Annotated in this window: 18 protein-coding genes; 13 read left to right on the top strand and 5 right to left on the bottom strand. The window is 69.8% G+C overall.

Annotated elements, in window-relative coordinates; genetic code table 11:
* Window positions 1–50: 50 nt before the first annotated feature.
* The 4 genes from AC5592_RS20820 to AC5592_RS20805 all read left to right on the top strand — a co-directional run bounded on the left by AC5592_RS20820 (window position 51) and on the right by AC5592_RS20805 (window position 4,359).
* Window positions 51–230, top strand: a complete 180-nt coding sequence (locus AC5592_RS20820; RefSeq protein ID WP_086007291.1) for a YbdD/YjiX family protein — start codon at window positions 51–53, stop codon at window positions 228–230.
* Window positions 231–603: 373 nt separating this feature from the next.
* Window positions 604–2,244 carry an AlkA N-terminal domain-containing protein gene (locus tag AC5592_RS20815; RefSeq protein ID WP_084506950.1) on the top strand — a complete coding sequence of 547 codons (1,641 nt, stop codon included), beginning with the start codon at window positions 604–606 and terminating at the stop codon, window positions 2,242–2,244.
* On the top strand, window positions 2,241–2,768 hold the full coding sequence (locus AC5592_RS20810; protein WP_036504967.1) for a methylated-DNA--[protein]-cysteine S-methyltransferase: 528 nt from the start codon (window positions 2,241–2,243) through the stop codon (window positions 2,766–2,768). The genes AC5592_RS20815 and AC5592_RS20810 overlap by 4 nt, the downstream gene beginning before the upstream one ends.
* Before the next feature lie 88 nt (window positions 2,769–2,856).
* Window positions 2,857–4,359, top strand: a complete 1,503-nt coding sequence (locus tag AC5592_RS20805) for a carboxylesterase/lipase family protein (RefSeq protein WP_063065188.1) — start codon at window positions 2,857–2,859, stop codon at window positions 4,357–4,359.
* Here the strand turns inward: AC5592_RS20805 and AC5592_RS20800 are convergent, their stop codons facing one another.
* Both AC5592_RS20800 and AC5592_RS20795 read right to left on the bottom strand, forming a co-directional pair.
* Window positions 4,360–8,244, bottom strand: coding sequence for an AAA family ATPase (locus AC5592_RS20800; protein ID WP_063065187.1), 3,885 nt, complete (start codon window positions 8,242–8,244; stop codon window positions 4,360–4,362).
* Window positions 8,245–8,266: 22 nt separating this feature from the next.
* On the bottom strand, window positions 8,267–9,439 hold the full coding sequence (locus AC5592_RS20795) for an exonuclease SbcCD subunit D (protein ID WP_036504997.1): 1,173 nt from the start codon (window positions 9,437–9,439) through the stop codon (window positions 8,267–8,269).
* A gap of 120 nt (window positions 9,440–9,559) precedes the next feature.
* Here AC5592_RS20795 and AC5592_RS20790 point away from each other — a divergent pair, with 120 nt between their 5' ends.
* Window positions 9,560–10,696, top strand: a complete 1,137-nt coding sequence (locus AC5592_RS20790) for a DNA recombination protein RmuC (protein ID WP_036505000.1) — start codon at window positions 9,560–9,562, stop codon at window positions 10,694–10,696.
* A 58-nt stretch (window positions 10,697–10,754) separates the two neighbouring features.
* Window positions 10,755–11,633, top strand: coding sequence for a DUF6542 domain-containing protein (locus AC5592_RS20785; RefSeq protein ID WP_063065186.1), 879 nt, complete (start codon window positions 10,755–10,757; stop codon window positions 11,631–11,633).
* A 159-nt stretch (window positions 11,634–11,792) separates the two neighbouring features.
* Here the strand turns inward: AC5592_RS20785 and AC5592_RS20780 are convergent, their stop codons facing one another.
* Window positions 11,793–12,800 carry a 4-hydroxy-3-methylbut-2-enyl diphosphate reductase gene (locus tag AC5592_RS20780; protein WP_036505007.1) on the bottom strand — a complete coding sequence of 336 codons (1,008 nt, stop codon included), beginning with the start codon at window positions 12,798–12,800 and terminating at the stop codon, window positions 11,793–11,795.
* 139 nt (window positions 12,801–12,939) lie between these two features.
* Here AC5592_RS20780 and AC5592_RS20775 point away from each other — a divergent pair, with 139 nt between their 5' ends.
* The 4 genes from AC5592_RS20775 (at window position 12,940) to AC5592_RS20760 (ending at window position 15,651) form a co-directional block, all read left to right on the top strand.
* Window positions 12,940–13,716, top strand: coding sequence for a lipid droplet-associated protein (locus AC5592_RS20775; protein ID WP_063065185.1), 777 nt, complete (start codon window positions 12,940–12,942; stop codon window positions 13,714–13,716).
* 116 nt (window positions 13,717–13,832) lie between these two features.
* Window positions 13,833–15,080: an exodeoxyribonuclease VII large subunit gene (gene xseA, locus AC5592_RS20770; protein ID WP_232329484.1), complete on the top strand. Its 1,248-nt coding sequence runs from the start codon at window positions 13,833–13,835 to the stop codon at window positions 15,078–15,080.
* Entirely contained in the window at window positions 15,077–15,304 is a 228-nt protein-coding gene (locus AC5592_RS20765; RefSeq protein ID WP_036505013.1) for an exodeoxyribonuclease VII small subunit, read from the top strand. The genes xseA and AC5592_RS20765 overlap by 4 nt, the downstream gene beginning before the upstream one ends.
* Window positions 15,305–15,306: 2 nt before the next feature.
* Window positions 15,307–15,651: a VOC family protein gene (locus AC5592_RS20760; protein ID WP_036505016.1), complete on the top strand. Its 345-nt coding sequence runs from the start codon at window positions 15,307–15,309 to the stop codon at window positions 15,649–15,651.
* Between the two features lie 34 nt (window positions 15,652–15,685).
* Here AC5592_RS20760 and AC5592_RS20755 read toward each other — a convergent pair whose 3' ends face one another.
* Window positions 15,686–16,249, bottom strand: coding sequence for a DUF4245 domain-containing protein (locus AC5592_RS20755; RefSeq protein WP_232329469.1), 564 nt, complete (start codon window positions 16,247–16,249; stop codon window positions 15,686–15,688).
* A gap of 184 nt (window positions 16,250–16,433) precedes the next feature.
* On the opposite strand from AC5592_RS20755, the gene glpX reads away from it, so the two are divergent.
* Window positions 16,434–17,480, top strand: coding sequence for a class II fructose-bisphosphatase (gene glpX, locus AC5592_RS20750; protein ID WP_036505036.1), 1,047 nt, complete (start codon window positions 16,434–16,436; stop codon window positions 17,478–17,480).
* Between the two features lie 181 nt (window positions 17,481–17,661).
* Here the strand turns inward: glpX and AC5592_RS20745 are convergent, their stop codons facing one another.
* The gene (locus tag AC5592_RS20745; RefSeq protein WP_157122075.1) at window positions 17,662–18,657 is read right to left on the bottom strand and encodes a hypothetical protein; all 996 of its coding nucleotides are present in this window, start codon (window positions 18,655–18,657) and stop codon (window positions 17,662–17,664) included.
* A 371-nt stretch (window positions 18,658–19,028) separates the two neighbouring features.
* On the opposite strand from AC5592_RS20745, the gene AC5592_RS20740 reads away from it, so the two are divergent.
* Together AC5592_RS20740 and AC5592_RS20735 are read left to right on the top strand one after the other, a co-directional pair.
* Window positions 19,029–19,766 carry an IPT/TIG domain-containing protein gene (locus AC5592_RS20740; protein ID WP_063065182.1) on the top strand — a complete coding sequence of 246 codons (738 nt, stop codon included), beginning with the start codon at window positions 19,029–19,031 and terminating at the stop codon, window positions 19,764–19,766.
* Window positions 19,767–19,909: 143 nt separating this feature from the next.
* The gene (locus tag AC5592_RS20735; protein WP_036505022.1) at window positions 19,910–21,316 is read left to right on the top strand and encodes a class II fumarate hydratase; all 1,407 of its coding nucleotides are present in this window, start codon (window positions 19,910–19,912) and stop codon (window positions 21,314–21,316) included.
* Window positions 21,317–21,327 lie beyond the last annotated feature (11 nt).

Genomic DNA, 21,327 nt, shown 5'->3' with positions numbered 1-21,327 from the left:
CGGACGCGGCGAGAACACACCGGCGGACCGTCACGGTTCTCCGGGCGCTGCTGCGTACGGTCAGGGCGGGAGCCCGCTATCTGAACGCGGTGCTCGGCGGCCAGGACTATCGGCGATATGTGGAACATCTGCGCCGCCGGCACCCCGATCGGCCGATTCCGAGCGAGCGGGAGTACTGGCGAGAGCGGCATGCCGCAGCCGATCGCAATCCCGGAACCCGGTGTTGCTGAACTCGCCGCGGCACTGATCGGTGGCGGCCTGGCCGATCGATGTGGCAGCCGAGAGCGGTCCCGCGCATCCGGCTCGTCGGGCTGTCGAGCCCGATAGCGAAGCGGGCCGGTTCCGGTCCGTTCGCGCGAGTGCCCGCGGATTCGCCGGCCGCAACGTTCGCGTGTGATCTGCGACCAACTCCGCACAACTCATCCGGCGACTCCGGCCGACCCGAAATCCTTGCGACGCTGCGGAATAGGCCCTTTGCGGCGGTTATACGCAGCTGCTCTCAGTCGCCCGACTATTGATAGCACACAGCTATGTCGCTGAAACGTTGTCCCTCGGGGGTAGTTGTCTGATTCCCGCTAGCGCAGGCGGCCTCGGGCTGACAAGGTGGACTGCGTGAGTGTGAACGGTCTGGACTTCGAGCGCTGTTATCGAGCGGTGGCCACCCGCGATGCCCGTTTCGACGGGCAATTCGTCACGGCGGTGCGCACCACCGGAATCTACTGTCGGCCATCGTGTCCTGCTATCACTCCGAAGCGTACGAATGTCACGTTCCTCCCCACCGCGGCCGCCGCGCAGCAGAGCGGATTTCGCGCCTGCCGCCGGTGCCTGCCCGATGCCGCGCCCGGCTCACCGCTGTGGAACACCCGCGCCGATCTGGCCGCGCGGGCGATGCGGCTGATCGCCGACGGAGTGATCGAACGCAGCGGCGTCCCGGGCCTGGCCGACAAACTCGGCTATTCGCAGCGGCAACTGACCCGGGTACTCACCGCCGAACTCGGCGCCGGTCCGCTCGCCCTGGCTCGCGCCCATCGCGCTCACACCGCCCGGCTGCTCATTCAGACCACGCGAATGCCCATGTCCGACATCGCCTTCGCGGCCGGTTTCGCCAGCATCCGGCAGTTCAACGACACCGTGCGTGAGGTGTTCGTGGTGAGCCCGACCGTCTTGCGCGAGGAGGCGCGTCGGTTGCGCGGCGACACACTGCCCGCCACCAACGGCGCCCTCACCCTGCGCCTGCCCTATCGCGAACCGCTCGACACGAGCTGGCTCGAATGGTTCCTGTCCGCACATGCGGTCCCCGGCTTGGAGAGCTGGGAGGACGGCGTCTACACGCGCAGCCTGCGCACCCCGCACGGACATGCCACGGTGCGCGCGAGCATCCACCCCGGCCATGTACGCGCGAGCCTGGCGCTGCACGATATGCGCGATCTGGCGCCGACGGTCGCGCGGATCCGGCATCTGCTCGACCTGGACGCCGATCCGGTCGGAATCGACGCCGCACTCACCGAGGGCTTCGGGCCCGGCGCGCCGGCGATCGGCGCGGGCATCCGCGTGCCCGGCTGCCTGGACGGCTCGGAGTTGTTGCTGCGCACCATGATCGGACAGCAGATCTCGGTGTCGGCGGCGACCACGCACACCGCCCGCCTCGTCGACGCGCTGGGTGAGAACGTCAACGGGCCCATGCCGCGGCTCTTCCCCACCGCCGAGGCCATCGCCGAACGCGGCGCCGACGTGCTGACCGGACCGGCCCGGCGGACCGCCTCGATCGTGGGCGCCGCCCGTGCGCTCGCCTCGGGTGACCTGCGACTGCACGCCGGCCGTACCGCCGCCGACGTACGCCGCGATCTGCTCGCCATCGACGGGGTCGGCCCGTGGACGGCCGACTACGTGACAATGCGCCTGCTCGCCGACCCGGACATCCTGCTGCATACCGATCTCGTGGTCCGGCAGGGCGCGGCCCAGTACGGGATCGATCTCACCGACACGTCGCGATGGGCACCGTGGCGGTCGTATCTGTCGATGCATCTGTGGAAGCGCGCGCTCTCCGAACGCACCGCGGTGGCCGGGGCCGGGGCGGCGCGAGCGGCATCGGCACGCAACGGCGGATACCCCGCCGGGCGTGACGACGCCACCCGGCCCGCGCCCGCCCGAGCACCACTCGACCGTCGTGGCGACGTCGCCCGTCCCGGAGCCGATGCCGCCGATGCCGGCCGTCGCACGGCCTATCTGGGCGCGCGGCGATGACCACCGCGGATTACGCGACGGTCCCGACCCCGATCGGGCCGTTCACGGTGATCGCCGACGCCGACGGCGCGGTCCTCGCCTCCGGCTGGACCTCCGATGCCGAGGGGCTGCGCGGACTCGTCCATCCGCAACTGAGGCCGGCCGCATTGCGCCGCTACGACGCCCTCGACGAGCTCACCGACACCGTCGAGCGATACCACCAGGGCGAGCTGGACGCCATCGACGGAGTGGCCGTGCGGCAGGTGTCCGGTCCGTTCCTCGAACACGCCTGGTCGGTGCTGCGGGCGGTACCGGCCGGCGCGCCGATCACCTACACCGCGTTCGCGCTGCGGTCCGGCCGCCCGGAGGCCATTCGCGCCGCCGCCAACGCGTGCGCGCGCAATGCGGCCGCGCTGTTCGTTCCGTGCCACCGGATCCTGCGTACGGACGGATCGCTCGGCGGTTTCCGCTGGGGACTGGGCTGTAAACGCTGGCTGCTCGCCCACGAGCGGGCGGCGGAGGACAAGGCCCAGCTCACGCGCTGAGCTCGCGCCTAGCCCCGATCCGGCGCACCGAACCCGTGCCGAACAGTCGGTCCGGCGGGCAGAATGCGGAACGACGAAGGAGTTCTGCATGGAAACGATCGTGTCGGTCACAGGTGGCAAGGTCCGCGGCATCACCGAGAACGGGGTGAGCACATTCCTCGGCATCCCCTACGCGGCCGCGCCCGTCGGTCCGGCCCGATTCGATCTGCCGCGGCCGGTCCCGGAATGGGACGGCGTGCGCGATGCGCTGACCTACGGCGCGACCTGTGTGCAATCGCCCTATCCCGCGCCGATCCACGCGCTGATCGGCAGCGACGGATTGCCCGGTGACGAATACCTGAATCTGAACGTGTGGACGCCCGAGGCCGGCGGATCCGGTCTGCCGGTCATGGTGTGGATTCACGGCGGTGCCTTCACCCGCGGCTCCAACGCCCGCACCATGTACGACGGCAGCACCTTCGCCCGCGACGGGGTCGTGGTGGTGTCGATCAACTATCGGCTCGGGATCTCCGGCTTCGCCGCCGTACCCGGCGCACCGCTCAATCGCGGCCTGCACGATCAGATCTTCGCGTTGCGCTGGGTGCGCGACAATATCGCGGCGTTCGGCGGCGACCCCGACACAGTGACCGTCTTCGGCGAATCGGCCGGCGGGATGAGTGTGGTCGACCTGCTGACCGCCGCGCCGGCGCGCGGACTGTTCCACCGCGCGATCGTGCAGAGCGGCAACGGTTCCGCGGTGGCCCAGGCCGGCGACGCGGTGAAGGTCGCCGAAAACCTCGCTCGCACCTTGGGAATCGAGCCGACGGCCGCGGCCTTCGGCGAACTCGGGCCGGACCGGCTGCGGACCGCGCAGGACGCGGTGGCGCTGGAGTTGATCACCAATCCGGATCCGAACCGATGGGGCCGCACGATCATCGACAACGGTCTCGGACTTCTGAGTTTCTTCCCGGTGATCGACGGCGAACTCATCGAGGACCGGCCCGTCGACGTACTGGAAGCCACCACCAGCCACGCGGTTCCGTTGATCATCGGCTGGACGGCCGAGGAATTCCGATTCTTCACCTTTCCGACCGGCATCGCGGCCACGGTCACCGACGAGTCGCTGGGGCCGGTGCTGGCGCGCTACGGCGTCGACCCCGCCGTGGTGGAGGTGTATGCCGGGCAGCGGCCGCAGGCCACACCCGCCGACCTCTTCGCGGCCGTGATCACCGATATGGTCTTCCGCGACGATTCGATGCGCATCGCGGCCGCCAACACCGCCGCCGGTGCGCCGACGCACGTGTACGAATTCGGCTGGCGCAGTGGAGTTCCCGACCTCGGTGCCTGCCATGTGCTGGAGATTCCGTTCGTCTTCGACAAACTCACCGAGGCACATCCGCTGACCGGACCGAACCCGCCGCAGCCTCTGGCCGACGAAATCCACCGGGCCTGGGTCGATTTCGCGACGCACGGCGATCCGGGTTGGGCGCCGTTCGGAACGGACCGGCAGGTGCGGAGATTCGACTTCCCGAGCTCGACCACCGTGCCGGATCCGCACGCCGCGGAGCTGCGGGCACTGCGCGAATCGGGCAGCCGGTTGCGCCGCGAGTGATCAGGCGACGATCGTACGCATCCGGGAACCGGTCGGTTCCCGGATGACGTGGAGGCGGCTGGGGATACGCTGGCGCATCTCGTCGACGTGGCTGACCACCCCGACCACCCTTCCGCCCGAACGCAATTCGTCCAGCACACCCATCACGGCGTCGAGGGTGTCGGCGTCGAGGCTGCCGAATCCCTCGTCGATGAACAGGGTGTCCAGGACCAGGCCACCGGATTCCGCCGCGACCACGTCGGCGAGGCCGAGAGCCAGTGACAGCGAGGCCATGAAGGTTTCACCACCGGACAGTGTCTTCGCGGGACGGACGGCGCCGGTGTAGTCGTCGCGGATGTCCAGGCCGAGACCACCGCGGCGGCCGCGCGGGCCGGCCGCGTCGGAATGGACGAATTCGTAGCGACCGCCCGACATCCGCCGCAGGCGTGCCGAACCGGCGATCGCGACCTCCTCCAGCCGCGCGGCGAGCACATAGGAGCGCAGGGACATGCGGCGGTTGTTGGCGCCGCGTCCCGCGACCACATCGGCGAGCCCCTCGAGTTCGGTGTGCGCCTGCTGTAGCGGGGCGATGCGGTCGGCCGCGGCCCACAGCTGACTGCCGAGTTCCTCGAGTTGGGCCACGCGGCGGGTGCTTTCGGCGTGCGCGGCGACCGCGGCGTCCAGCGCGCGGCGCGCCTCGGCCACGGCCGCCTCGACCTCGGTGAGGTTCACCGCTTCGGCGTCGGCCGCGGCCCGGACCTCGGGTTCGGCGAGAACCGCTTCGGCATGGGCGCGGCGGCGGTCGGCGGCGACGAGCTCGGCCTCCATCTCGGTCTGCCGCTGCGGGGTCCGGGTCGCGGCCGCGACGACCTTCGCGTAGGCCGCGAGCACCGTGTGGTCGGGCGCGTCCGACGCCGAGCGTTCCGGCTGCGGCTCGATGGCGACCTGCAGGTCGGCGGCGCGGGCCGTGTGTTCGACGCGGCGGGCGAGGTCGGCGAACTGATCGCCGGCGACGGAGGCGTCGGTGCGGGCGGTGAGCAGATCCGTGGCGTCGGCGATGAGCGCTTCCAGGCGGGCGCGGCGGCGCTCCACCGTGCCGTCGGCGCCGGCGGCGACCCGGACTCGCTCGGTGAGTTCGGCCAGCCGCCGATCGGCGGACAGAATGCGTTCCTGGACGGCGCTGCCTCGGCTTTCGAGTTCCCGCAGGCGCGTGTGTAGTTCGGTTTCGGCGGTGCGCAGCCGCTCCACCTCCGCGGTGCGTTCGGCGGCGGCGCTCGCCTGCTGTTGCGCGGACCGGAACTGCTCGGTCGCCGCGTTCACGGCGGCGGCCAGTTCCGTGTGGTCGCCGTCGCCGCCGCGCTCCACGAGCAGTTCGATCCGCCGTTCCAGTTCCGTGCGGCGGGTGAGGGCGCGGTCGCGGAGCTGTTCGGCGTCGCGTTCCGCCTGTACCGCAGCGTCCTCGTCGGATTTCGCGACGGTGACGGCGGTGGGCCGGGCGGGGACCGGATGGTCGCCGGAACCGCAGACGCTGCACGGTTGGCCCTCGACGAGCGCACCCGCCAGCTCGGCCGCCATACCGGCGAGACGGCGCTCGCGAATATCGAGGGTGCGCTCGCGCGCATCGGCGTGCGCGGCGCGGGCCCGCTCGAATGCCTCGGTGGCCGTGGACAATTCCTTCCGTGCGCCCACCAGCTCGACCGCCGCCTCCGCCGCGGCACGCGTGCGCTCGCATTCGCGTTCCAAGCCCGGCAGGGCTGCCCGCGCATCCGCCGCCTCCCGCAGCGCCACCTCGGCCGAGCGAATGGCCTGCGGCAACTGCTCCCTGCGCCGCGCCAGCTGTTCCAGTTCGCGCGCGGCGGCGGCGTATTCCGTTCGTAGACCGGCCAATTCGGTGGTCAGGCGGACGGCGTTCTCCGCGTCGGCGCGGACCTCTTCCAGGGAGCCGATATGTGCCGACCACCGTTGGACGGCGGCGTCGATACCGCGCGGAGTCGTGGTGTGCACAGTGTCGTCCGCCGCGCGCGGGTTGTCGCCCGCTGAGCGCGGACCGTCGTCGGCCGTTGAGCGCAGGCCGTCGGCCGCCGCGCGCAAGCCGCCGCCCACCGAGCGCAGGTTGTTGTCCGTCGAGCGCGGGCCGTTGGCCGTCGAGCGCGGCCCATCTCCCACTGAGCCCGGGTTCGAGCTGGCAGCCGTCGCACCGGGCGTTCCGGTCTCCGCTGCGACAGCAGCGCCCGCCGCGTCGGTGCCCGAGTCGTCGCGCGCGCCGGCAATCTGCGGTTCGCCCGACGGGCCAGGCTCGTTCTGCGCGCCGGCACCGGAGCGAGCCCGGTCACCGCGTGACTCCGCCGCCGGTGCGGGGCGGACGAGGTCAATGGAGAACAGCTCCAATTCGACCGCCTCGTCCACCGAATCATGCTCCTCCGGCGGAGGAACAGAGAGTGCGAACAGCGTTGCACCGTCGGTTGTTTCGGCGTCGCCATCGTCGGTCGCCACTGTGGCCGGCGTAACCCGAGGCCTGTCCCCCGCAGACTCCCCGGCATGCGCTTCGCCGGAGGGGCTCCATTCGGCCGCCATTACGTCATCGGTCGGCACGGGGGCGACTTCTCCGGCAGCGTGTCCGTGGTCGGCGGCGGTGCCGGTCGGAACCGCTTCCGCAGCGGATCGGCTGCCCGCGCTCGAGCTCACCGAGTCCAGACCGTGGCGGCTCCCGCCTGCGGTGGCGGCCGCATTCTCTTCGTCGGCGGCGGCGCGGCCGATCTCCGGAATGGCCGACAGTTCCTCGGCCAACTCGGTATCCACCAATTCGGCGGCAGCGAGATCACTTGCGGCCCAGGTCGTTCCGGGAAGCTCGGCTGATTCCGGTTCGAGCAGACGGACGGCCAGGCGTTCGGCCAGGTCACGGGCTTCGTCGGTGCGGCGGCGCAGCGTCATGGCGGCGGTGCGGGCGTCGGCGAGCGCGGCCGCCACCGGTTCGACGCGGCGGGCGCGGTCCAGATCGGCCTGCAGCCGGTCGCGATGGGACGCGCCGGCGGTGTAGTCGTCGAGGTGGCGGCGGGCGATCGCGGCGCGTTCACGACGCTCCTGTACGCGGCGATGTTCCTCGGCCGCAGACAGCCGGCGCGCCGAATCCTGCTGGCAGCGAGCCAGATCCGCCGCCGAACGCTCCGCCTCGGCGCGGGCCTGCGTAAGGAGCTGCTGTGACCATTCCACGGCCTCGAACGGGCCGACGGCTTCAGTGGCGCCCAGGCCCGCGGTAATCGCGACCTGGGCGATCAAGCGGTCGACGCTCTGGCGGTGAATGTCCAGCTGCGCGCCGCTCTCGCGCCGCCGCTGCGCCAGCCACTGTTCGGCCGTGCCGAAGCGCTCGGTGTCGAACAGTCGCTCGAGCAGCTTTTCCCGATCCTCGTTGTCCGAGCGCAGAAAGCGCGCGAAATCGCCCTGCGGAAGCAACACCACCTGGAAGAACTGATCGGCACTCATCCCCAGCAGCCGGCTCACCTCGTCGCCGATATCGGGGATGCGCGACAGATGTTGTCCGCGCCCGTCCAGCCATTCCAGTGTCGCCGCGGCCTGTTCGGTCCGCATACCGGTGCCGCGCTTCTTCGGTCGCTCGAACTCCGGTGATCTGGTCAGGCGCAGCCGGCGGCCGCCGAGCGTCGCCTCCAGCACCACCCGTGGCGCGGTCTGCGCATCGGCGTGGTCGGAATGCAGGCGCTTACTCTCCCCCCGCGCCCCCGGCACCCGGCCGTACAGCGCGAACGCGATCGCGTCGAGCACCGTTGTCTTCCCCGCGCCGGTATGGCCGTGCAGCAGGAACAGACCGTCGGCGCCGAGCTCGTCGAAATCGACCCGAGCCGTCTCGGCGAACGGCCCGAAAGCCGTGAGCTCCAGCCGATGCAGCCTCATGCGGCCCCCGCCCGGGCGTCGGTCATGCCGACAACTCCGCCGAGGCTGCCACCACTTCGGCGACGGGTTCGCGCCGGGCCGCGGACAGTGCCTGCTCGATCAGCGCCATCTCCCCCGCCGTCGGTTCACCGCGCACATCGCTGAGAAAGCTGTGCGCGATCTCGCTGTCGCGGCGGCCGTGTACCCGTTCGCGGTAGCGCAGCTGCGCATTGCCCTCCGGGCGAGACCATTCCACGTGCACCGCGTGTGGAAACCGCTCCCGCAGCCGGCGCAGCGCATCGACAGGGCGGGCGTGATCGGTGAGCACCGCGGAGACGTAATCGTCCTCGGCGTCGGCATATTCGGCCGCGGACAGCAGCTCGTCCAGCACGCCGGTCAGCTGACGCAGTCCACGCACCACCGGGAGATCGTGGCGCTGCACCGATACCAGCCCGCCGGCGTCCAGATCGACGATCCACACCGCCTTGCGATGCGACCGCTCCGCGAACGAATACGGCAGCGGCGAGCCGGAATATCGCACCGACTCCGACAATGTCTGGGGCGAATGCAGATGGCCCAGCGCGACGTAATCGATGCCCTCGAACGCGCTCAGCGGAACGGTCTCCACCCCGCCCACCGCGATCGAACGTTCCGAACCGGTCGCCTCGGCACCGACCACGAAGGCGTGTGCCAGCACCACGGTGCGCGGAGCACCGCGGCGTTGCCGGTCCGCACGGATGCGGGCCAGCGCGGCATCCAGAATCTCGGCATGCGAGCGCGCCTGCGGCACATCCAGTTCCGCGCGGGTGATTTCCGGCTCCAGATACGGGATGCCGTAGCAGGCGACGGGTCCGTGCTCGTCGGTGAGCACGACCGGCCGGTCCACCTCCGCCACCGACGTCCGCAGATGCAGTCCGCCCGCCGCGGCGAAGCTGCCGAGGGCGCCCAGCCGAGTGGGTGAATCGTGGTTACCCGAGGTCGCGACGATCGTCGCCCCCGCGGCGCGGATCGCCTCGAAACCCTTGTTGCACACCGCTATCGCGTCCGCGCTCGGAATCGACCGGTCGTAGACGTCACCCGGTACCACCACCGCGTCGACCTGCTGCGCGGCCACGAGTTCCGCCACCGCCTCCAGCGCACGCGCCTGATCGGCCAGCAGGTCGACACCGTGAAAGGTGCGCCCGATGTGCCAGTCCGAGGTATGCAGCATCCGCATGTGGGAAGAGGCTAAGCCATCTCACCGACAAGGTTGAATCGCTTCGGCGTGTCGACGGGTGATGCTGGAGAATTGCCGGGATCCGCGAACTTGTCGGTGGGATAGGGCACCATCGGGCGCATGACCGCATCGATGCTGTTCGCGTTGTTGTTGGTGTTCTGCGCGGGGGCCGGCCTCGGGTGGCTGGGCCATGCCGCCCGGGCCGGACAGCGGGCGGCCACGGCCGAAGCTCGGCTCGCGGCGCTGCGGGACAACGAACAGCTGCTGCGGCAATCGCTCGGCGCCGCGAGTGCGGATGCGGCACGGCACAATTCGCAGGCCATCGGCACCCTGGTCGAACCGCTGCGCGAGGCCCTGGGCAGTTTGAACCAGCACATCCAGCAGGTCGAGCACCACCGCATCAACGCCTACTCCGGGCTGCGCGAACAGGTCGCGGGGATGCAGCGGATCTCCCAGCAGTTGTCCACACAGACCGGCGAGCTGGTGTCGGCATTGCGCGCACCACAGGTGCGCGGGCGCTGGGGTGAGATCCAGCTCGAGCGAGTCGTCGAACTGGCGGGGATGGCCAAGCACTGCGATTTCGACACGCAGGTCACCGCGAGCGGCCGCGACGGCCTGGTCCGGCCCGACCTGGTGGTTCGGCTGGCCGGTGACCGCCAACTGGTGGTCGACGCCAAGGTGCCGCTGACGGCCTATCTGGACGCCACCGGGGAGACGGATCCGCGCCGGCGCGCCGACCATCTGGCCCGGCACGCCAAACACCTGCGCGCGCATGTCGACCAGCTGGCCGGTAAGGCGTACTGGGAAGCCTTCGACCCCAGCCCGGAATTCGTGATCCTGTTCATCCCGGGCGATCCGTTCCTCGACGCCGCACTGACCGCCGATTCCGGCCTTCTCGAATACGCGTTCGGCCGCAACGTGATTCTCGCTACACCGACCACCTTGATCGCATTACTGCGCACCGTCGCATTCGGCTGGCGACAGGAGGCACTTTCGCGAGACATGGCAACTGTTCAGCAACTGGGCCGGGAGCTCTACACCCGGTTGTCCACAACGGGCAGCCATCTCGACAAGCTCGGCACCCAACTCGGCAAGGCCGTCGACGCTTTCAACCACACCGTGGCCTCGATCGAGTCGCGCGTGATGGTCACCGCGCGCCGTCTGCACGATCTCGACATCGGCGATCGCGCCGTACCGGCAATTGCTCCCGTCCAGTCGTGGCCGCGCGCGGTAGGCTTCTCGGACACCAACGAGTAACTCCGGCAGCAGCCCGGCCTCGACACACGTTCCGGCCGCGGCAGATAGTGTGCTTTACGTGGCAGCTACCCAACGCGAGCGATCCGATGTACCCGCCTCGCACCTCTCGATCGTCCCGTCGGTGCCCGGCATCCCCGCCGGCGCCGCGGTGTTGATCGCGGTGGCGTGCACTTTCATCGGATTTTTCATCGACTCCGGAAACAGCGGCAAGGAGCTGACCCATGTGTTCGCCGCGTTCTACATCGTCGGATGTGTGATCGCGGCATGCGTGGTGCGCTATCGCGGCCTGTTCACCACCATGGTGACCCCGCCGCTACTGCTGTTCATCGCCGTCCCGCTGGCCTATCAGCAGCTGACCGGGCACAGCTCGACCTCGGTGAAGGACATCCTGCTGAACCTGGCGATTCCGCTGGTGAACAGATTCCCGACCATGGCGCTGGCGACGGTCCTGGTGCTGGGTGTCGGCGCCCTGCGGGTGTGGCTGTACCGCAACGCCGACACCACCGCGCGTCCCACCCGGGAACGCAGCAGCGACAGCTGGAACCCGCGTTCGGCCGCCGGCCGTGCGCGTCGCGCCCGTAGCGACGCCGCCGGCGGCGAGACCCTGCGGCGTAGCTCCCGCGGTCAGAAGCGCGGCGCGGAGGCCACCAAATCCGCCAAGGCGCCCAAGCGTGGCGATTCGGCCGCTCGCGGATCCGGGACGGCCAAGCGGGCCGCGGAACCGGAACCCGCACGGGCGGCGCGCCGCACGGGCGGCAAGGTGGCCGAACGCCCGCCGCGTGTCGCCGCGGCCGCGTCCTACCCCCGCACCGGTGAGCGCACCCGGACCGCGGAACGCACTCGAGTCGCCGAACCGCAGCCCCGCCGCGGCCGGCCGCAGCCGCCGAGCGATGTGCCCCCGCATCCGCGGCCGAACGTGCGCTACCGCGACCGCTGAGCCGAACGTCGCGGGCACCGAACCGGTTACGGCTCGGCCCGCAGCGGTCATCCCCGAAATCCCCACGCCCACTCATCGTCTCGCCCCGGCGAGCCGTTACCGTTGCGCCCCAAGCGGTTCCGCGATCGGGCGGAAACGTGTAGATGCAGCGACGGAGATTCAGCGGCGGCCGGTGGTGCGCAGTTCGCGCGGGAGGGCGAAGACCAAGGTCTCGTTCGCGGTGGTGACGGGCTGGACCTCGCCGTAGCCGTGTTCGGCGAGGAGGTCGAGCACGCCGCGCACCAGGATCTCGGGAACCGAGGCGCCGGAGGTGACACCGACGGTGGTGACGCCCTCGAACCAGGCCGAGTCGACCTCGCGGGCGAAATCGACCAGATAGGAGGCGCGCGCGCCCGCGTTCAGGGCGACCTCCACCAGCCGCTTGGAGTTGGAGGAGTTGCGGGAGCCGACGACGATCACCAGATCGCATTCGGGCGCCATCGCCTTCACCGCGACCTGACGGTTCTGGGTGGCGTAGCAGATGTCGTCGCTCGGCGGATCCTGCAGATTCGGGAAGCGCGTGCGCAGCCGCTGCACCGTCTCCATCGTCTCGTCCACCGAGAGCGTGGTCTGCGAAAGCCAGATCACCTTGTTCTCGTCGCGGACCTCGACGCCGTCGACCGCGTCGGGGCCGTCGACCAGCTGCACGTGGTCGGGCGCCTCACCGGCGGTGCCTTCGACCTCCTCGTGGCCCTCGTGGCCGATGAGCAGGATGTCGAAGTCGTCGCGGGCGAAGCGCTTGGCCTCCTGGTGCACCTTCGTCACCAGCGGGCAGGTCGCATCGATGGTGTGCAGATTGCGGGCGGCGGCGGATTCGTGCACCGCCGGCGACACGCCGTGCGCGGAGAAGACCACCACCGCGCCCTCGGGCACCTCGTCGGTCTCGTCGACGAAGACCACGCCGCGCTCGCGCAGGGTCTCGACCACGTGGCGGTTGTGCACGATCTCCTTGCGCACGTAGACCGGCGCACCGTGCTTCTCGAGGGTGCGCTCCACGGTTTCCACCGCCCGGTCCACACCCGCGCAGTAGCCGCGTGGTTCGGCGAGCAGCACCCGCTTGCCCGCGCCGGCACCGGCCGCATCGGCCGACCGGGCGATTCCGACATTCAGGGGGATAGCCGAGGACATGTTCACAGCTTACGTGCGCCGGCCGACGGGGAAAGTCCAGCCCGCGAACCGCGGGTACGGCGGTGTGGCGGGACGCGCGACAATGGAACACGTGAACTCTGTTCTTTGCATCACCGGCCGTTTCGGGCAGGCTAGGGACATGTTCCGACCTCCCTACCTGGCCCGGGTCGCCGCTGGGGCCGCCGTCTACGCCCTCGAGGAAACTCGCCGGTTACCCACTGTGGCAATCCATCTGCCGATCACCGCGATCAGCCAGTTGCTGCAGACCTCGATGCATCTGCAGCAGTTCGTGACCAGCCTCGCCCTCAAGGGTGACGAGGTCTTCGACCGGCTGGCCAATCGCCCGGTGGAGCAGCCGGAATGGGCCACCTTCGACGAGGATCTCGACGACGAGCAACCGTTCGGCAGCGGCGATTTCGGCGCGCGGGGCGACCGCGATCTCGCCGCCCGGCTCAGCCGCTTCGATCTGTTCGCCGAATCCGACCCGGCCGCGGGCGTCCCGGAGCCCACCGCGTCGGTCACTCCCTCGGCGACCAACGGCTATGCCGCATCTCACACTGCGGAATCGGGCACTACGGAAGCGGCCACCGCCGAAACGGACACGGCGGCCACCACCGCCGCCGATGCCGACGAAACGGGGACGAACTCCGTCGAAACGACCGGCGAGGACACGGACAACCCCGGAACGGACAACCCCGGCACCGCGGCGCCGGCGGAACCGCGCGGAGTGGTCGAACCCGAGGTCGCCGCCCGGTACGGCTACGCGAATATGACGCTGGCTCAGCTGCGGGCCCGGCTGCGCATGCTCAGCGCCGAGGAGTTGGCCGAACTGCTGGCCTACGAGCAGCAGACCCTGGATCGGGCGCCGTTCGTGACCATGCTGACGAACCGGATCGCCACCGTGCAGGCCAAGTGACCGACTCACACGCCGACGCGCCGGCCGCCGGGGCCCGAGCCTCCGGGGAACCGGCGCGTTCTGCTGCCCGCCCCGCCAACTCGGCCGAACAGCCGTGGCCGGTGCGCACCATCGCGATGAAGGTCGCGCAGTGGATCGACCGGCTCGGCAGCGTGTGGGTGGAGGGCCAGATCACCCAGATCAATCTGCGCCCCGGCACCCGCACCGCGTTCCTGGTACTGCGTGATACCGCCGCCGACATGTCACTGTCGATCACTTGCGATCCGCAACTGCTGCGCGCCTCGGCCGTCCCGCTGCAGGAGGGCAGCCGGGTGGTGGTCTACGGAAAACTGTCGTACTTCACCGGCCGGGGCACGATCTCGTTGCGCGTCACCGAGATTCGCCCGGTCGGCATCGGCGAGCTGCTGGCCCGCATCGAACGTCTGAAGGCGCTGCTGGCCGCGGAGGGGTTGTTCGATCCGCGGCTGAAGCGGCCGATGCCGTTCCTGCCCAAGGTGATCGGCCTGATCACCGGTCGCGCCAGCGCCGCCGAACACGACGTGGTGACCGTGGCCCAGCAGCGGTGGCCCGCGGTGCGTTTCGAGATCCGCAATACCGCCGTGCAGGGTCCGACCGCGGTGCCGCAGATCCTCGACGCGCTGGCCGAGTTGAACGATCACCCGGAGGTCGAGGTGATCGTGCTGGCCCGCGGCGGTGGCAGTGTCGAGGATCTGCTGCCGTTCTCCGACGAAACCCTGTGCCGCGCCATCGTTTCCGCGACCACCCCGATCGTCAGCGCGATCGGGCACGAGCCGGACAATCCGCTCTCGGACTACGTCGCGGACCTGCGCGCGGCCACCCCCACCGATGCGGCCAAACGGCTGGTTCCCGACGCCGCCGCCGAACTCGCGGGCGTCCGGGAACTGCGCGCCCGTTCGGCCGCGGCCTTGCGCGGCTGGGTCGATCGCGAGGCGCGCGCCCTGCAGCAGCTGCGCTCGCGCCCGGTACTGGCCGATCCGCTGCGGATTCTGGACCAGCGCCACGACGAGATCGAACGGCTGCGCACGGCGGCCCACCGCGCCGTCGAACACTGCCTCACCAGCCAGGCCACCGCCGCGCGCCATCTGCGCGACAAGCTCACCGCGGTGGGCCCGGCCGCCACCCTGGCGCGCGGATACGCTGTCGTGCAACGGGTTACCGGTACGGAGCGCCATGTCGTCCGCGCCGTCGCCGACTCCCCGCCGGGCACGCAATTGCGTATCCGGGTCGCCGACGGCGCGATCAGCGCCGCCGCCCTGGGCAGTCAGACCCTCGCGAATCCCATACCGGCCCAGCGGGTTACGGACCGGCCGGCACCGGCATCCGAACAGGAGGAACGGTCATGACCGAGAGCGACGTCACCGAAATCGCGACCTTCGGCTACGAACGCGCCCGCGACGAACTGGTCAACGTCGTGAAGATGCTCGAACAGGGCGGAATGGACCTCGACGATTCGCTCGCCCTGTGGGAACGCGGCGAGGCACTGGCCAACCGGTGCGAGGAACATCTCGCCGGAGCCCGCCGGCGGGTCGAGGACGCCCTGTCCCGGCGCGGCGGAGACCAGGACTGAGCATGGATATCCGTCGCGTCGTCCCGGATCTGCGGGTCGCCGATCTGGAACGGGCCCGCGTCTTCTACCGGGCGCTGGGCCTCGACGAGGTGATGGATCTCGGCTGGGCGGTCGGGCTGGCCTCACCGAGCAATCCGACCGCGCAGATCCTGCTGATCGGCGCCGACGCCGAGGACCCGCAGCCGGCCATCAGCGTCGAGGTCGCCGATGTGGACGCCGCGCACGAGGCGATGGTCGCGGCCGGGGCCGAGGTGGTCTACGCGCTGCGGGACGAGCCGTGGGGTGTGCGGCGGTTCTTCGTCCGCGATCCGGACGGCACGGTGGTCAACGTCGTGAGCCACCGCTGAGCCCGGTAGCAGGGGCTCGAAGTTGTAGCAGCGCTCAGCGCTGGAGCGGGGCCGCGGCGTCCACGGCCTGCGCGAGCGTCAGATAGGCCGCCTCATCGGCCGCCCCCTTGAGCAGCACGCGGCTCTGTCCGAAGTCCGAGATCCAGGCCGACTCGCTGCCCTGCACGTGGTACACGGTCCACTTCTGATTGCCCACCATCCGGGACCCGGACGGGCTGCGGGTGTCGACGACGTGGGCGGCCAGCGCGCTCTCGCTCGCGTTGCTCTGGCTCAGCTGCAGGTAGGTGCCGTTGGAGGTGATGAAACCGACCGTGCTGACGGTGCCGCCGCCGGATCCGGTGACGGTGTCACGACTGCCGGAATTGGCCTTCCAGTCCGCCGGCACAGCGGGGTCGCGAATCGGGAAGGGCAGCGCCTTGGCGTCGTCGTGCAGGGCCGACTGGACGTCGAAGTTCGGCACCTGACCGGGCGTGGGTCCGTGCGCGGAGAAGCTGCACTGGCTGGCCACCGCGGCCAGCACCACGCAGATCAGTACCAGCGGGATCAGCGACCAGATCAGATCCCGGTAGTCGTTGAGGATGCGTGGTTTCTGCGACACGACCCAAGTATCCACGCGCCGCCGAACCCGCCGAGCCTCGCCCTCGGGCCGGGAGGCCGACATCACAGCGGTCCCCACCGGCGCGGACGCTCTTCCCGCGAAGTGGAACAGCAGTACCTGAATGGCGGATCCGACCGTTCTGCGACAATTCACGCAGCAATACACAACCCGAGGAGGCACCGTCATGACGGCACCCACACCCGCAACCAGTCGCCGCCGCGAGGCCCCGGACCGCAACCTCGCACTGGAGTTGGTCCGGGTGACCGAAGCCGGTGCGATGGCCGCGGGCCGCTGGGTCGGCCGCGGTGACAAGGAGGGCGGCGACGGGGCGGCCGTCGACGCGATGCGGCAGCTGGTGGCCACCGTCTCCATGCGCGGCACCGTCGTGATCGGCGAGGGCGAGAAGGACGAAGCCCCGATGCTCTACAACGGCGAGCCCGTGGGCGACGGGACCGGTCCCGAGGTCGACTTCGCCGTCGACCCGATCGACGGCACCACGCTGATGTCCAAGGGGTCCCCGGGTGCCATCTCGGTGCTGGCCGTTGCCGAACGCGGCGCCATGTTCGATCCGTCGGCGGTGTTCTACATGGAGAAGATCGCGGTCGGCCCGGAAGCGGCGGATGTGATCGACCTGTCCGCCCCCATCGCGGAAAACCTGCGCCGGGTGGCCAAGGCCAAGAATTCGCTGGTCTCCGACCTCACCGTCTGCGTGCTGGACCGGCCCCGCCACGCCCGCCACATCCAGGAGGTTCGCGACGCGGGTGCGCGCATCCGCCTGATCTCCGACGGCGACGTCGCCGGCGCCATCGCCTGCGCCCGCCCCGAATCGGGCACCGACATGCTGGTCGGCATCGGCGGCACCCCCGAGGGCATCATCGCCGCGGCCGCGCTGCGCTGTATGGGCGGTGCCCTGCAGGGCAAGCTGGCCCCCACCGACGACGCCGAGAAGCAGAAGGCGCTCGATGCCGGTCACGACCTCGACCGCATCCTGACCACCGAGGACCTGGTCTCCGGTGAGAACGTCTTCTTCTCCGCCACCGGCGTCACCGACGGCGACCTGCTGCGCGGCGTGCGCTACTACAGCGGCGGCGCCTCGACCCAGTCGATCGTGATGCGCTCCAAGTCTGGCACCGTGCGCATCATCGACGCCTACCACCGCCTCACCAAGCTGCACGAATACGCCTCGGTCGACTTCGTCGGCGACGAGGACGCGATTCCGCCGCTGCCGTAATATCGGCCTCCGTTTCGCTGCGGCGGGGTTTCGGCCCCTTGGCCTCGATTTTTCACTCCTCCGCTCAGTCGCTGCGCTCCCTCCCTCCGTCGCTCCAAAATCGATGCGGCCGAAACCCGTTGACAGGTAACAGCCTCGATGGGGAGCTCCGGGGAGGGAACGCGGCGGTGGGGCCGGCGGCTCACCGCGCCGATTCGATCATCAGATACTCGAGGTGGGCCGTGTCGTCGGAGTTGTCACCGATGTCGACGACGGCGACGAACTCGCGGTCTTCTGCTTGGCGCTGCAACAGACCCCACGAGTGGGCGAGATACCAACCGGCGCCGGTGGTTCCGCGCGGTCCCAAGCCGGCGCAGAAGATCCGGTATCGGCCGGGGTACAGATCCGGATCCGGTCGCACTCGCGCGATGACACCGACGCTGTGGCCGTCGCGCGAGCCGTACCGGCTGCCGTCGGCCAACGCCACCTGTTCGATGCGACGACCCCGGCCGTCGAGATCGAACAGCGGCCGCTCGACGTTGTCGAGATACCTTCGCGTGCACGCGTTGCCGGTGAGTCCGAAGCTGATGTAAGGACGCTCACCGTGTGCGACGACCTCGCGATCGCTGCGGACGTCGGCCGAGAAACCGGCATGGCGCTGGAGCATCGACAGCACGTACAGCAGCCCGCGAAACTCCTTCTCCGGCAAGGCCGCCAGCACATCCGAGCGGTGGTCGGCCGCGATCGCGCGAATCTTGCGCTCGAACGAATACCGATCGGACGCCGCGAGCGCCCGGCGTGCGCGCGCCGACCGCAGCGGCAGCTTGAATGCCGGGTACACGAGAGTGACACCGCTGGTGAGCATCTCGGCTCCGAGAAAGGCCGCGAGTTCGACGTCGTCGGGCGGGAGACTCGGCTCGTCCACGCCGATCGCGACCGGTGTGGGCTCGGTTGCCGTCCGGAACAAACTCTCGATCGCCCAGCCGGGGAACATCTCGGCCAGCACCCGGCAGTGGTAGTCGCGTGGAAGCCCGACCATTTTACCCGAAAGCCATTGATAGAACTGGGTTTTCGCGGGCCCATAACCGGGCGGGACGGGCGGGTCGAGTCGTGCGGCACAGGCGTCGTAAGCGGCCAGGAAATCCGAGTGACTCTTGAGATGCCGCTCCGCCAGCAGCGTTTTCAGCACGGTAGCCAAGGAAACCCCCTTACCCCAGCGACCACCGCCCCGCGGCGGCGACCCGAACAATCGGCCCTACCCGGTACAGCTATGGCAAAGGCGCGGGACGTTCCGCCCCACCCGATCGACGGCCCGCATATCCATTAAGCGCCCTGACACCGTTGCAGGGCAACGCATCTCCGATCCACTTTTGTCCGTTTTCCCACTGGTACGGCGGTTGCGGGCGACCGGCCGCTCGGCGCGGCGGAATCGATAACGGACAAAAACGAACTCGAGAGGCCGCCCCGCGGCGTGTTTCCGGGACGTTAATAGAAGTTGCGGGACCCCGGCGCGATTCGGGAAGCCCGCCGGGTTGTACACGATCTCAGCAGCAGTCAGGAGGCAGCGCCATGCCGACCATCACGTCCCTCTCCCCGTCGTCGGGCCCCACCACAGGAGGTACCAGCGTCACGATCACCGGTACCGGATTCACCGGTCCGACCACCGTCCGATTCGGCACGACCGCAACGACTTTCACGCTGAACTCATCGACGCAGATCACGGCGATCGCCCCGGCCGGCTCGGTCGGCGCCGTGCAGGTCACCGTCACCACCTCGGCAGGCACCAGCAACGGCGCGACGTACACCTACCTCGCGGTGCCGGCGTTGAGCGGCATCAACCCCGGCCAGGGGGCGACCACGGGCGGGACGACGGTCACGCTCACCGGGTCGGGCCTGACGGGAGCCACCGCGGTGAATTTCGGTACGACTCCGGCGACCTCCTTCACCGTCGATTCCGACACCCAGATCACCGCCGTCGCCCCCGCCGGCACCGGGATCGTGTCGGTGACCGTCACCGGGCCCGGCGGCACCAGCAACTCGGCCACCTACATCTACGTCGTCGTACCGAGCATCACCTCCATCTCCCCGGCCTCCGGGCCGACGACGGGAGGCAACAACGTGACGATCACCGGCACCGATTTCACCGGCCCGCTGACCGTCCGGTTCGGCACGACCGCCACGACGTTCACCGTGAACTCCAGCACCCAGATCACCGCCGTCGCGCCGGCCCATGCGGCGGGCACGGTGCAGATAACGGTCACCGGGTCGGGCGGAACCAGCAACGGTCTCGCCTACACCTTCGTCTGACGGCAGAAGCTGTCTCGGTCCGACGACAGTGCGTGCTGCCGCGCCCGCGGTCCGGCCGAACCGCCGGTATTCCGCCGATTCCTGTGCGAAAAGCCTCAGGCGTGGCAGCCCACTCCATCGTTCAACCGGCTTAGTGTCGACTTATGACCGACGACCAGACGCAGTACCGCATCGAACACGACACCATGGGCGAGGTCCGCGTTCCGGTGAACGCGTTGTGGCGGGCGCAGACGCAGCGGGCGGTGGAGAACTTCCCGATCAGCGGCCGCGGCCTCGAACGCGCTCAGATCCGCGCCCTCGGCCTGCTCAAGGCCGCGTGCGCGGCGGTGAACCGGGATCTGGGGCTGCTCGACGGTGTGAAGGCCGAGGCGATCATCGCCGCTGCGAACGAGATCGCCGAGGGCCGCCACGACGACCAGTTCCCCATCGACGTCTTCCAGACCGGCTCCGGCACGAGCTCGAATATGAACGCCAACGAGGTGATCGCGAGCCTGGCCGCCGCCCGGGGCGTCACCGTGCACCCGAACGACGACGTGAACATGTCCCAGTCGTCCAACGACACCTTCCCAACCGCGACGCATCTGGCCGCCACCGAGGCCGTGGTGAAGGAGCTGCTGCCGGCGCTGGATCATCTGCGGCTGCGGCTGCTGGACAAGGCCACCGAGTGGCGGACGGTGGTGAAGTCCGGCCGCACCCACCTGATGGACGCCGTCCCGGTGACCCTCGGCCAGGAGTTCAGCGGCTACACCCGGCAGGTCGAGGCCGGAACGGAACGCCTGGTCGCCGCCCTGCCGCGGCTGGGTGAGCTGCCCATCGGCGGCACCGCGGTCGGTACCGGACTCAACGCGCCCACCGGCTTCGGTGCGAAAGTCGTTGCGGAACTGCGCAAGACGACCGGACTGGACGAACTGGCCGAGGCTCGCAACCATTTCGAGGCCCAGGCCGCGCGCGACGGCCTGGTCGAGATCTCCGGTTCGCTGCGGACCATCGCCATCAGTCTCACCAAGATCGCCAACGATATTCGCTGGATGGGTTCCGGACCGCTCACCGGGCTCGCGGAGATCCAGCTGCCGGATCTGCAGCCGGGCTCCTCGATCATGCCCGGCAAGGTGAATCCCGTTCTGCCGGAAGCCGTGACGCAGGTCGCCGCCCAGGTGATCGGCAACGATGCCGCGGTGGCGTGGGGTGGCGGCAACGGCGCCTTCGAACTGAACGTCTACATCCCGATGATGGCCCGCAACGTCCTGGAGTCGATTCGATTGCTGGCCAACGTGTCTCGCCTCTTCGCCGACAAGTGCGTCGCCGGCCTCACCGCCGATACCGAACGGCTGCGCCGGCTCGCGGAGTCCTCGCCGTCGATCGTCACCCCGCTGAACTCGGCCATCGGCTACGAGGAAGCGGCCGCCGTGGCGAAACAGGCACTGCGCGAGAACAAGACGATTCGGGAGACGGTCGTCGACCGCGGTCTGATCGGCGAGAAGCTGTCGGAGGAAGAGCTGGATCGCCGGCTGGACGTGCTGTCGATGGCGAAGGTCGAGGACCAGGACTGATCGCACGATCT

It is taken from the genome of Nocardia violaceofusca NBRC 14427, assembly GCF_963869435.1.
GTDB lineage: Bacteria > Actinomycetota > Actinomycetes > Mycobacteriales > Mycobacteriaceae > Nocardia > Nocardia aobensis.
Note: the sequence above shows the minus strand (reverse complement) of the source record. Positions and strands in the feature narration are given on the sequence as shown.

Excerpts from the sequence above, each read along its gene's own strand:
- AC5592_RS20760 (WP_036505016.1), top strand. The coding sequence starts at position 15,307 with ATGGATATCCGTCGCGTCGTCCCGGATCTGCGGGTCGCCGATCTGGAA.
- AC5592_RS20740 (WP_063065182.1), top strand. The coding sequence starts at position 19,029 with ATGCCGACCATCACGTCCCTCTCCCCGTCGTCGGGCCCCACCACAGGA.
- AC5592_RS20800 (WP_063065187.1), bottom strand. The coding sequence starts at position 8,244 with ATGAGGCTGCATCGGCTGGAGCTCACGGCTTTCGGGCCGTTCGCCGAG.
- AC5592_RS20790 (WP_036505000.1), top strand. The coding sequence starts at position 9,560 with ATGACCGCATCGATGCTGTTCGCGTTGTTGTTGGTGTTCTGCGCGGGG.
- glpX (WP_036505036.1), top strand. The coding sequence starts at position 16,434 with ATGACGGCACCCACACCCGCAACCAGTCGCCGCCGCGAGGCCCCGGAC.
- AC5592_RS20735 (WP_036505022.1), top strand. The coding sequence starts at position 19,910 with ATGACCGACGACCAGACGCAGTACCGCATCGAACACGACACCATGGGC.
- AC5592_RS20765 (WP_036505013.1), top strand. The coding sequence starts at position 15,077 with ATGACCGAGAGCGACGTCACCGAAATCGCGACCTTCGGCTACGAACGC.
- xseA (WP_232329484.1), top strand. The coding sequence starts at position 13,833 with ATGAAGGTCGCGCAGTGGATCGACCGGCTCGGCAGCGTGTGGGTGGAG.
- AC5592_RS20805 (WP_063065188.1), top strand. The coding sequence starts at position 2,857 with ATGGAAACGATCGTGTCGGTCACAGGTGGCAAGGTCCGCGGCATCACC.
- AC5592_RS20795 (WP_036504997.1), bottom strand. The coding sequence starts at position 9,439 with ATGCGGATGCTGCATACCTCGGACTGGCACATCGGGCGCACCTTTCAC.
- AC5592_RS20810 (WP_036504967.1), top strand. The coding sequence starts at position 2,241 with ATGACCACCGCGGATTACGCGACGGTCCCGACCCCGATCGGGCCGTTC.
- AC5592_RS20780 (WP_036505007.1), bottom strand. The coding sequence starts at position 12,800 with ATGTCCTCGGCTATCCCCCTGAATGTCGGAATCGCCCGGTCGGCCGAT.
- AC5592_RS20775 (WP_063065185.1), top strand. The coding sequence starts at position 12,940 with ATGTTCCGACCTCCCTACCTGGCCCGGGTCGCCGCTGGGGCCGCCGTC.